This window comes from Arthrobacter sp. (assembly GCF_031988865.1).
In the GTDB taxonomy this organism is placed as follows: domain Bacteria; phylum Actinomycetota; class Actinomycetes; order Actinomycetales; family Micrococcaceae; genus Arthrobacter_B.
Window position 1 is genome coordinate 2448 of sequence record NZ_DALZXY010000090.1, and the last position, 11603, is coordinate 14050.

Consider the following 11603-nt stretch of genomic DNA (forward strand, 5'->3'; position numbering starts at 1 on the left):
TGATGGTCGGCTTCCCCGAAGCCGCAGCCCATGAAAAACCCCTCCTGTTCGGCGTTAGGCCTGATCAGGAGGGGTTTCGTGTTGTGCTGTGGAGCCCCCTGCCGGATTCGAACCGGCGACCCCCTGTTTACAAGACAGGTGCTCTGGCCAACTGAGCTAAGGAGGCAGAGGCCGGGAAACCGGCCCCGCGCCGTCGTCGTACATAACCGACAAAACAGCGCTAGACAAGATTAGCCCAGAGCACCCGCCGGAGCGAAACCACATTCAGTTCCGTCCCCGGCGGGGCCTGGTGCGAAGCAGTGGCTAGGCAGCAGCCTCGGCCTTGTTGGCGTCGATTGCAGCCTGGACGGTTTCAACGAAAGCGTTCAGGTCACCCTCGGCGCCATTGATGTAGACCGTCGGCGTACCGCTGACCTCGGCCGCGCGGGCCAGGGAATCGGTGTACTGCACGTAGGGACGGAAACCGTCGTTGGTGATGCAGTCCTTGACATCGGTGGCGCCCGCGGACTCGGCCATGTCCACCATCGCAGCGTTGTCGATCTCACCGTTGGGGTACTGCGCGAAGATCGCCTTCATAAAGCCCCAGAAGGACTCGGGGCTGGAATCGGCAACGCAGGCGGCGGCGTTGGCGCCGCGGGAAGAGTAATTGGTGGGTGAACCGCGGTCCAGGTAAGCGACCGTGCGGTATTCATACGTGACCTCGCCGGCGTCGAGCCAGGATGCAATCTGGTCAGCGTGGGTGGAGGCGAAGTCGGCACAGTGCACGCAGTTGACGTCCACGTATTCCACGATCTGCACTGGCTCTCCCGGTGCCGCAGCCTCAACTCCGGCAGGCACGGTCTCACCTGCCGCATTGGTGGTGGTTGCCTCGGGCAGGTTATTGACGTCCACCTCAAACGGCTCAGTCGGCTTCAGCTCCGACGTGGAGGTGAGGGTGATGCCACCGTTCACATTGGCGTTGGCCGGCGCCGGACCCGCTTCCGGAATTCCGCCGCGGACGCTGTTGATAACGATCACCGCCACGATGACGAGGACGGCGACGACCCCGACCACAATGCCCCAGCGTGTCAGGAGCTTGTTGCGGCGTTCCTTCTTCAGCTGCGCCTCGCGTAGGGCGCGCGCCTTTTCACGCGCTGCGGCCTGGCGGTCAGCCTTGGTCGGCTTGGGGTTTCGATCGCTCATAGTTCCTCATGTCTCTCAAACGGCCGCGGTCATGGCGGCACAACCAACACAATCTTTAGGGACAACGATATCCCCGCACCCCAACCACAACGGCCCGGGAGGGTACAAAGGTTCCCCGGTTGGATAGAGTGGCAAACAAACAAGTCAACTTAGGAGTGCACAAGGTGAACGCTGTTGCCGCGGAATCGAACGCAGAGATTTCAACGGACGGGTACGGCGATTACGACTTCATTGTGGTCTCCAACCGGCTGCCCGTGGATCGGGTTTCGGACGCCGACGGCGACTCCTGGCGCCGCTCCCCCGGCGGGCTGGTCACGGCGCTGGCTCCGGTGATGGAGAAGGCTGACGGCGCCTGGGTCGGCTGGCACGGGGCTCCGGACGAACCTCTGGAACCGTTCGATCATGACAACATGCATCTGCGCCCGGTGCCGTTGAGTGCCTCCGAGGTGGAGCTCTACTACGAAGGTTTCTCCAATTCGACGCTTTGGCCGCTCTACCACGATGTCATTGCCCCTCCGGAGTTTCACCGGACCTGGTGGGACTCTTACCGCACCGTGAACCGCCGCTTCGCGGAAGCTGCCGCGGAAGTGGCGGCTGAGGGCGCCACTGTCTGGGTGCAGGACTACCAGCTCCAGCTGGTGCCGCAACTGCTGCGCAAGGCCCGCCCGGACCTGAAAATCGGGTTCTTCAACCACATTCCGTTCCCGCCGCTGGAAATCTTCGCGCAGTTGCCGTGGCGCAAGGACATCATCGCCGGGCTGCTTGGCGCGGACCTGATCGGCTTCCAGCGGCCCAGCGACACCTCGAACTTCCTGCGTTGCGTCCGCCGGTTCGCCGGACACTCGGTCCGCCAGCAGCAGGTGCATGTGACCGGCGGGGACGGCGAATCCTACGTCTCGCGCGCCGAGGCCTTCCCCATTTCCATCGATGTTGACCGGATCACTGAGCTCGCCAAGCGCGAGGACGTCATCGAACGCTCGAAGCAGATCCGCCGCGAACTCGGCAACCCCAAGGTGATCCTGCTCGGCGTCGACCGCCTGGACTACACCAAGGGCATCAGCCACCGGCTCAAGGCTTACGGTGAACTCCTCGAAGACGGCCTGATCAGCGTGGACGACGCCGCCCTGATCCAGGTGGCCAGCCCAAGCCGCGAGCGCGTGGAACAATACCGGCTGCTCCGCGAAGAGGTGGAAGGAACCGTTGGGCGGATCAACGGCACCTACGACACGATGAGCAACACCGCCATCCGCTATCTGCACCATTCCTATCCCGTGGAGGAAATGGTTGCCCTCTACCTCGCCTCCGACGTCATGCTGGTGACCGCCCTGCGGGACGGCATGAACCTGGTCGCCAAGGAGTATGTTGCGGCTCGCACGGAGAACACGGGCGCCCTGGTGCTCAGCGAATTCGCGGGTGCCGCGGACCAGCTGCGGCAGGCCGTTTTGGTCAATCCGCATGACATTGACCGGCTGAAGGAAGCGATCGTCACCGCCGTGAACATGCCGCCGCGTGAGGCCCAGCGCCGGATGCGCCTGATGCGCCGCCAGGTCCTGCAGAACGACGTCGAACGCTGGTCCCAGAATTTCCTCAGCGCCTTGCGCATGGAAGGAGATCAGCAGTGATTCCCATGGAGCTCCGCACCGCCCTGGCGACGCTGGCCACGGCCGATGAGCTGCTGGTGGCCGTGGACTTCGACGGCGTGATGGCTCCGCTTGTGGAACGCGCCGAGGCCGCCCGCCCGCTGCCGGAAGCGGCCGCCGCTCTCCGTGACCTGGCCGCCGTGCCGCACACCGCCACCGCCCTCATTTCGGGACGTGCTCTGGCGAGCCTGCGCCACGCTGCCACCCCCGAGCCGGAAACCCTGCTGGTGGGAAGCCACGGTGCGGAGACATGGACCGGTCCCAACGCCGAACCTCTGCACCTCACGCCCGAGCAGACTCAGCTGCTGGCCCGTGCCCGGCACGCTGTCGCCTCGGTGGTGGAGTCCGCTCCCGGTTGCCGGATCGAGGACAAGCCCGCCGGCGTCGTCCTGCATACCCGCAGCGCCTCCGATGACGTCGCGTCCGCCGCTGTCGATGCCGCGCGCACCCGGCTGGGCGAGCTCGACGGCGTCCAGGTCACCGACGGCAAGCGGGTGCTCGAGGCATCCGTAGTCCACGCCAACAAGGGTGAGGGAATCCGCGCGCTGCGGGAACTGACAGGTGCGACGGCGGTGCTCTTTGCCGGCGACGATGTCACGGACGAACAGGGGTTCGCCGTCCTGGAGCCCGGCGACGTGGGCATCAAAGTTGGACCGGGCAGCACCGCCGCCGGTTTCCGGGTGGAATCGCCGGAGGGCTTTGCCGAAGTGCTGGCGCATCTTCTCCAGCTGCGGCAGGCCGCCGTCGAAAATTAACCTCCCGGTCACCGGGACTGTTCCTGGCCTCTGGACAGGCATGGCATACTTGGCGGCAGTGAGCGCCAAGTGGCGCCCATCACGCATTTTTAGAACTGAATAGCACCCATTCACAACGGATCGTCGGGCACGTACCTGCCCGTGAAGGGAAACACCATGGCAACGGTAACGTTTGACCAAGCTACCCGACTGTACCCGGGCACTGAACGCCCCGCAGTCGATAACCTCAGCCTCGAAATCGCCGACGGCGAATTCCTGGTGCTCGTAGGCCCCTCCGGCTGCGGCAAATCCACCTCGCTGCGCATGCTGGCCGGCTTGGAAGACGTCGATTCCGGGCGCATCCTCATCGGCGACCGCGACGTCACCGATGTTCCACCCAAGGACCGTGACATCGCCATGGTCTTCCAGAACTACGCGTTGTACCCCCACATGTCCGTCGCTGACAACATGGGCTTCGCCCTGAAAATCGCGGGCGTGCCCAAGGAAGAGCGGATGGACCGTGTCCGCGAGGCCGCGAAGCTGCTGGACCTTGAGGACTACCTGGACCGCAAGCCCAAGGCCCTCTCCGGCGGGCAGCGCCAGCGGGTGGCCATGGGACGGGCAATTGTGCGCAACCCGCAGGTTTTCCTGATGGATGAGCCGCTTTCCAACCTGGACGCCAAGCTGCGGGTCCAGACCCGCACCCAGATCGCCTCGCTGACCCGCCGCCTCGGCGTCACAACCGTGTACGTCACCCACGACCAGGTCGAAGCCATGACCATGGGTGACCGGGTGGCAGTGCTCAAGGACGGCCTGCTGCAGCAGGTGGACACCCCGCGAAACCTCTATGACAAGCCGATGAACGTTTTCGTCGCCGGTTTTATGGGCTCGCCCGCCATGAACCTGCTCGAACTGCCGGTCACCGAGGGAGGGGTCAGCTTCGGCGGAACGGTCTACCCGGTGCCCAAGAGCATCCTCGATGCGGCTGCCGGCAACACGGTCACCTTCGGGGTACGCCCGGAGGACATGGAAACCGCTGCCAGCGGCGAAGGCCTGAAGGTGGAGGTGGACGTCGTCGAGGAACTCGGGGCGGACGCCTTTGTTTACGGCCATACGTTCCTGGACGGCCAGGAGCACGAGATCACGGCCCGGGTCGATGCCCGGAAACCCCCGGCCAAGGGCGAGACACTCTACGTCCGGCCGAAACCTGGCCATGTGCACCTCTTTGACACCAGCACCGGATTGCGACTTGCTGACGAGGCGTAACTCCAACGACTGAAGACAAGTGCGGTGGTCTTTCCCCTGAACTAGACTGCTGGGAGAGGTCACCGCACTCGTTTAAAGCCCGCACTACAGAGTCCACAGAAGGCATTTCGCCCATGACTGACGCTGCCCACGCCAACTGGCGCGATGAACCCACGGATCGAGAGCAGCCCGAAAAGATGCCCCGGAGCCACGCCGAAGCCACCCAGGCTCCCCTGGGCTCCCTGCATATCACCGCCGCCTCCATGGACCCGGCCCTGCTCGATTTACCCTGGGGCATCCCGCTGGAGGACTGGCCCAAGGAAAACCTCGCTGCGCTGCCCCGCGGCATCTCGAGGCACGTTGTCCGGTTCGCCAAACTCGGCGACTCCCTCGTCGCCATCAAGGAAACCAGCGAGCGCCTGGCCCGGCAGGAGTACGACATGCTCCGCAAGCTCCGGCGGCTCAACATCCCGTGTGTTGCCCCGGTGGCCGTTATTACCGGCCGCATGGATAAAGACGGCGAGGAACTCGCCCCGGTACTGGTCACCCGGCACCTGCGCTTCTCCCTGCCCTACCGCGCTGTCTTTTCGCAGACGCTGCGCGAAGTGACGCTCACCCGGTTGATCGATGCCCAGGCCCTGCTGCTGGTCCGCCTGCACCTCGCCGGTTTCTACTGGGGCGACGTCTCGCTCTCCAACACGCTGTTCCGCCGCGACGCCGGCGCCTTCGCTGCGTACCTCGTCGATGCAGAAACCGGGGAACTCTACCCCGAACTCTCAACCGGGCAGCGCGAGTACGACCTTGAAATAGCCCGGGTCAACATCGCGGGTGAACTCATGGACCTGGCCGAAGGCGGGCTGATAGAGGAGAGCGTTGACCCGCTCGCCACCAGCGAGCGCATCATGGACAGCTACCGGAATCTGTGGGCCGAGCTCACCGAGCAGGAATCCTTCGAACTCGGGGAACGCTGGCGTGTCAACGCCCGGATTCGCCGTCTGAACGAGTTGGGATTCGACGTCGACGAACTCACCATCCGCACCACCCCGGACGGCTCGCAGGTCCAGCTGCAGCCCAAGGTCGTCGACGCCGGCCATCACCAGCGCCGTCTGCTCCGCCTGACCGGCCTCGACGCGCAGGAGAACCAGGCCCGCCGGCTGCTGAACGACCTGGATTCCTACCGCACGGACAACCACCCGGACATGGATGAAGAGCTCAGCGCGCATCTCTGGGTTACCCAGGTGTTCGAACCCATCGTAAAGTCCGTGCCGCGTGAGCTGGGCAGCAAACTGGAACAGGCGGAGGTGGTTCACGAAGTCCTGGAACACCGCTGGTATCTCTCCCAGAAGGAGGACCGGAACGTGGGCCTCGCCGAAGCCGTCCAGTCCTATCTGGACACGGAACTGCGTCACCGCCGGGACGAAGCCGCGATCCTGCTCAACCCGGACACCAAAACCATGCGGATCCTGGAGGGCGGCGGCACGCCGAGCCAGCAGTAATCCGCTTAAGCACAAAAGGCCGGGCCCGTGGGCCCGGCCTTTTGTGCTTTGGGCCAGATAATCGTCCGTTCTGCCAGCTACTTACCCTCCCGGAACGTTACGTGGCGGCCGCTGCCTTGCCTGTTACAGGGACTGCTCGAAGTCCATGGGAGAGCACTCATACGTCATGCCGTCTATGTAGTGCGTGCCGGGTCCGTTTTCGGCACAAACGTCCATAAATGACATCGTCATGTCTGCCGCAAATGCAAAGAGCATGATCATGGCGGCCAGGGTGAGGATGAAGACCACCGCACCAACGATGATGCCTGCCAGGGCCGGACCATTGCTGACTTTGGCTTTACGGGACTGGACGAGGCCCACAATGCTCAGGATCAGGCCGACCAGCGAAGCGAACGGGATGAAGAAGAGGCAGGAAAGAACCAGGCCGACCAGGCCCATGACCTTGCCGGGCTTCTGCGCCGGGGGCTGGTAGGTGCCCGGGTAGCCGTAGTTCGGCGTTCCGTACGGCGGCTGCGGCTGTCCATAGGCCGGGGCCTGGGCGTATGGGGACTGCTGCTGGCTGTACGGGGACTGCTGCTGCGCCTGGCCGTAGGTCGGCTGCTGTGGAGCCTGGCCGTAAGGGGCCTGCGGCTCTCCGGAGGCGGGCTGCTGCGGCGCCTGGCCGTAGGCATCCGAACCCGGAGCCTGGCCGTAAGGGGCCTGCGGCTCTCCGGAGGCGGGCTGCTGCGGAGCCTGGCCGTAGGAGCCCTGGCCATAGGTATCCTGGCCCGAGCCCTGGCCGTAGGTTCCTTGGGCTTCCGTCCCCTGACCGTGGCCCGACGGCTGGGCGAAGGCTCCCTGTTCCGGGGCTGCCTGGCCGTACTGGCCGTAAAGGGGCTGGGTGGGAGCCCCGCCCGCGGTGGAAGCATCGGCAGCGGGAGTCTCGCTGGCCGGAGCCCCACTCTCTTCCGGAGTCTCGCTGGCCAGCTGATCCGGCACAGCCGAACCCGTCGGCTCGCTGGCGGGCTGTTCGGCGTCGTCGTTGCGGTTCTCTGGCATGGTTCTCCCCTGGGGCGCTGGTTTTTGGATTCCTGGCCGGCCAACAGCTGCGGTCTGTTCCGGCGATCGCCGTCAGTCTATCTTGTGTGGTTGCGGCTAAGCTGGGTGCGCAGGGTCCCGCCCCAAGTCAGCGGCCTCTCTGCCTAAGTGGTGCCTACCCAGGGCCGCGCCGCGGGACACCGGGTAGCGCAGCGGCACACCGGGCAGCGCCGGTTGTGTGAACAATCACCGCCGGATATCGGCACATGTGCCGGGGCCCTGGCGTTAAGCAATATGTAAGCAGACTGAATAGCGTGAAAAGGATGATTTCGTCCATGGACAACGCCCTCCGCGATAGCTCAACGACCTCCGCGCAGCTTCAACTGGTGCCGGTACATGAGGCTTCCGCTGAACGTGACCGACAGTGGTGGCGTTCCTCGGTGATCTACCAGATCTACCCCCGCTCGTTCCGCGATCTTCGTGGGGACGGAATCGGCGACCTTCCCGGCATCACCGCCGAAATCCCGGCCCTGGCCGAACTGGATATCGACGCGATCTGGCTCTCCCCTTTCTACAAATCCCCGCAGAAAGACGCCGGCTACGACGTCGCCGACTACTGCTCTGTGGATCCGATCTTTGGGACCCTGGACGATTTCGATTCCCTCGTCGCCACCGCTGCGGCGCACGGGATCCGCGTGATCGTGGATCTGGTCCCCAACCACTGTTCTGATCAGCATGCCCTGTTCCAGGCCGCCCTGGCCGCACCGGAGAACTCTCCGGCCCGGGACATGTTCATCTTCCGCGACGGCACCGGCGAAAACGGCGAAAACCCGCCGAACAACTGGCAGTCCCACTTCGGCGGACCCGCGTGGACCCGCACCACCAATCCCGACGGCACCCCCGGGCAGTGGTATCTGCATCTCTTTGACTCGACCCAGCCCGACTTCAACTGGGATAACCCCGCTGTGCAGGACGAGTTCGAACGCATCCTGCGCTTCTGGCTCGACCGCGGCGTCGGCGGGTTCCGCGTCGACGTGGCCCATGCCCTGATCAAGAAGTCCGGGCTGCCGGACTGGGGCGGCCGCGCCGACGGAGCGTCCATCGACGGTTTCCCCGGTCACGAGGCTCCGATGTTCGGCCAGTCCGGGATCCATGAGATCTTCCGGTCCTGGCGGGCGATCCTGGACGAGTACGACGGCGACCGGGTGCTCTGCGCCGAAGCGACCATCGATCCCCTGGACCGGCTCACCGATTGGGTCCGCCCCGACGAAATGCACCAAGCCTTCAACTTCGCCTACCTCCACCACCCCTGGGACGCGGCCGAGCTGCGCCACATCATCGAATCCTCGCTGAACGCGTTCGACAAAGTCGGTGCCCCCACCACCTGGGTGCTCTCTAACCACGACGTCGTGCGCCATGTCTCCCGCTTTGGCCTGAAGGGACACGAACTGCGCAGCGGTGACGGGATCGGTCCCAGCGATGCGCAGCCGGACCATGTGCTCGGGCTGGCCCGGGCCCGCGCGGCGACGCTGCTGATGCTGGGCCTGCCGGGCGGCGTCTACCTCTACCAGGGTGAGGAACTCGGGCTGCCCGACCACACCATGATTCCGCACGAGTACCGGCAGGATCCGACGTTCCTCCGCACGGACGGATTGCGCGTGGGCCGGGACGGCTCCCGCGTGCCGCTGCCCTGGGTGGCGGATGCGCCGTCGTACGGGTTCAGCGCTTCCGGAAAGAGCTGGCTGCCGCAGCCCGGACTTTGGGGCGCTCTCTCCAGGGACATCCAGGAACGCAACCCGGATTCGACGCTGCATATGTACAGGACCGCGCTGAGGCTGCGGCAGGAACTCGGCCTCGGCCATGGCTCGCTCTCCTGGTGGCCCGAGCATGACGCCGAGGGAGTTGTGGCCTTCGTGAACGACGGCGTGCTGGTCGTGATGAACATGGGTGCCGAGCCGGTGGAACTGCCGGAGTTCGAAATCCTGCACGAGAGCTCTCCGGGCGCCATGGAGCACACCCGGCTCCGCCCCAACCGGACAGTCTGGATGCGGGTTCCCTAGGTTTACCTGCCCGGCGGGCCGGGGCTAAAGGCCGGGGACGGCCTTGCCCGGGTTCAGGATTCCCGCCGGGTCGAACACTGCTTTGACCCGGCGCTGAAGTTCAAGCACTTCGGCCTGCTGTTCCTGCGGCAGCCAGCGCAGCTTGAACTGGCCCACCCCGTGTTCGCCGGTGATGGTCCCGCCCATCCGCAGGGCGACCGAAATGGACTCGTCCAAGGCTGCGTCCAACCGCCGGGCACCGTCGGTTCCCTCTGCGGTGTTGACCCAGAACGTCGGGTGCAGATTGCCGTCGCCGGCATGGGCCACGACTTTGAGCTGGACGCGGTGGTCCTGCGCCATCCGCTCCAGCTCTGCCACGTAGTGCACCAACTGGGACCGGGGCACGGCCACGTCTTCGCCCACCCGGAGTTCATGGTCGACGTCGTCCCCGCGGCTGTGCCGGCGCAGTTCCACTAGGCGTTCGGCTTCGGCGGACCCGGCGGAACTCACGGTCCCGCCGAGCCCGGACAGGACTGTTCGCACGGCTTCGGCTTCGGCTTCCGCCCCGAAGCCGTCGGTTTGGATCAGGAGCAACGCGCCACCGCGCGCGGCGAGGTCGGATCCATGGGCGCCGTCGAGCGCCGCCATCGTGGCGCCGTCGAGCAGTTCCATGATTGCGGGCTGGACCCTGGCCGCGCCGACGGCGAGCACCCCGGCGGCTGCAGTACGGAAGTCGGGGAAAAACGCCGCGACGGTCCGCACCTCGCGGGGCAGGTAGCGGAGCCGGACCGTGATGCCGACAACGATGCCGAGGGTGCCCTCCGAACCGGTAAACAGCCCGGTGAGGTCGTATCCCGCCACGCCTTTAAAGGTTTCGTGGCCCGTTCGGATCAGTGTTCCATCCGCCAGCACCACGTCCAGCGCCAGCACTGAATCCCGAGTGACGCCGTACTTGGCGCAGCGAAGGCCGCCCGCGTTGGTGGCGACGTTGCCGCCAATCGTTGAGAGTTTGTAGCTCGCCGGGTCTGGCGCGTACATGAGGCCGTGGGGCATCACAGCCTCGTTGAGGTCAGCGTTGATGACGCCGGGTTCGACGACGGCGAGTTCGTCCTCCGCCCGGATGTCCACGATCCGGTTCATCTTCTCGAGGCTGAGGACAATGCAGTTTCGGGTGGCATGGGCTCCCCCGGAGACACCGGTCCCGGCGCCGCGCGGCACAACGGCAGTGTTAGTGCGCGATGCCCACCGCAGAACAGTCTGTACGTCTTCCACGGATTCCGCCCAGACCACCGCCAGCGGATTGATGAGTTCCACCACCGGGCCCTGGTCCTTTGCGTACCGGGCCAGAGTGTCCGGATCGGTCTCTACGGTAATGCCGGAAATGGATAGCGCAAGGTCCTGCAGAACATCGGTGGTCATACCAGAAGGCTACCGGGCGCCCATGAACCGCGCGTAACGTTGCAGAACGTTGCGCCATTCGCTGGCGAGCCGTTCGCGGACATCCGGGCCATCCGGCAGCCTGCCGAACCCCGAGTGCAGCACCGTCACGACAGTGCTGTCCTCCGCTGCTTCGAACTTCACTTCAACGTTGGTCGCGATGCTGTTGCTGTGCCCCAGGAACCAGTCCAAGGCCAGCAGTTCTTCGGGACGGATGTCCCGCACCGTTGCCCAGAGGTCTTTCTCCTCGTCGACGCTCGTCTCGGTCAACGCCCCGCCTTCAAACTCAGGATGCATCCCCTCGCCGAAGGTGCTGAACTCCTCCGGCCACCACAGATGCAGGTACTCATGGAAGCCGCTGAATGCCTCTTCCGTTTCACGGGGAACAATGCAGGATTCCTCGATGTCGGCCACCGCGGTGGTGGCGTGCTGAGGCTCAGGGTCCGGGGCGTGGGAAAACAGGGAGGAAGTCATGTCACAAGCCTACGTACTCTGGCGGTTGTAGCGGGGCCGGTAATGTTCCGGTGCTCCTGCGGGCTGGGTCGGGCAGACCGGAGTAGGGAGGGCAGCAGTAGCGCCAGTTCCTCTTGGGCAGCAGCAAATTCTTCAGGTGACAGTGTGCCGGTGGTCTTCGCGGCCATACGGGTCTCCGCTTCGGAAGGATCAGCAACTGTAGGCGCGGCATAGGCGCCGACCGGAGAAGCACCTATACCCCGCGGGCATAACTCCGGGTGTTAAAGCAGTCAGGCCCCGCACATTGTGCGGGGCCTGAAACCCGGCCACCCCCACGGGGTGACCTCAAATATTGTCCGG

Annotated in this window: 9 protein-coding genes and 1 tRNA gene; 5 read left to right on the forward strand and 5 right to left on the reverse strand. The window is 65.1% G+C overall.

All coding sequences use genetic code 11. The annotated features are described in order from the left end of the window. Positions 1 to 89: 89 nt before the first annotated feature. Together RTN46_RS14070 and RTN46_RS14075 are read right to left on the reverse strand one after the other, a co-directional pair. Positions 90 to 166: transfer RNA gene (locus tag RTN46_RS14070), tRNA-Thr, on the reverse strand. 137 nt (positions 167 to 303) lie between these two features. Next, positions 304 to 1182 carry a thioredoxin domain-containing protein gene (locus RTN46_RS14075; RefSeq protein WP_312182296.1) on the reverse strand — a complete coding sequence of 293 codons (879 nt, stop codon included), beginning with the start codon at positions 1180 to 1182 and terminating at the stop codon, positions 304 to 306. 164 nt (positions 1183 to 1346) lie between these two features. On the opposite strand from RTN46_RS14075, the gene RTN46_RS14080 reads away from it, so the two are divergent. The 4 genes from RTN46_RS14080 to RTN46_RS14095 all read left to right on the forward strand — a co-directional run bounded on the left by RTN46_RS14080 (position 1347) and on the right by RTN46_RS14095 (position 6297). After that, positions 1347 to 2804 (forward strand): trehalose-6-phosphate synthase, encoded by a 1458-nt coding sequence (locus RTN46_RS14080; protein WP_312182297.1) that lies wholly within the window; start codon positions 1347 to 1349, stop codon positions 2802 to 2804. 5 nt (positions 2805 to 2809) lie between these two features. Beyond that, complete coding sequence (gene otsB / locus RTN46_RS14085) at positions 2810 to 3577, forward strand: trehalose-phosphatase (protein WP_312182308.1); 768 nt, start codon at positions 2810 to 2812, stop codon at positions 3575 to 3577. A 156-nt stretch (positions 3578 to 3733) separates the two neighbouring features. After that, positions 3734 to 4822, forward strand: a complete 1089-nt coding sequence (locus tag RTN46_RS14090) for a sn-glycerol-3-phosphate ABC transporter ATP-binding protein UgpC (RefSeq protein ID WP_312182299.1) — start codon at positions 3734 to 3736, stop codon at positions 4820 to 4822. Positions 4823 to 4935: 113 nt separating this feature from the next. After that, the gene (locus RTN46_RS14095; RefSeq protein ID WP_312182300.1) at positions 4936 to 6297 is read left to right on the forward strand and encodes a DUF4032 domain-containing protein; all 1362 of its coding nucleotides are present in this window, start codon (positions 4936 to 4938) and stop codon (positions 6295 to 6297) included. 123 nt (positions 6298 to 6420) lie between these two features. Here the strand turns inward: RTN46_RS14095 and RTN46_RS14100 are convergent, their stop codons facing one another. Further along, positions 6421 to 7335: a hypothetical protein gene (locus RTN46_RS14100; protein ID WP_312182302.1), complete on the reverse strand. Its 915-nt coding sequence runs from the start codon at positions 7333 to 7335 to the stop codon at positions 6421 to 6423. Positions 7336 to 7637: 302 nt separating this feature from the next. Here RTN46_RS14100 and RTN46_RS14105 point away from each other — a divergent pair, with 302 nt between their 5' ends. Continuing rightward, positions 7638 to 9374 carry a glycoside hydrolase family 13 protein gene (locus RTN46_RS14105; protein ID WP_312182310.1) on the forward strand — a complete coding sequence of 579 codons (1737 nt, stop codon included), beginning with the start codon at positions 7638 to 7640 and terminating at the stop codon, positions 9372 to 9374. Positions 9375 to 9398: 24 nt separating this feature from the next. Here the strand turns inward: RTN46_RS14105 and RTN46_RS14110 are convergent, their stop codons facing one another. Next, positions 9399 to 10772, reverse strand: a complete 1374-nt coding sequence (locus tag RTN46_RS14110; RefSeq protein ID WP_312182304.1) for an FAD-binding oxidoreductase — start codon at positions 10770 to 10772, stop codon at positions 9399 to 9401. Between the two features lie 9 nt (positions 10773 to 10781). Then, positions 10782 to 11264, reverse strand: a complete 483-nt coding sequence (locus RTN46_RS14115; protein WP_312182306.1) for an SRPBCC domain-containing protein — start codon at positions 11262 to 11264, stop codon at positions 10782 to 10784. Between the last annotated feature and the right edge of the window lie 339 nt (positions 11265 to 11603).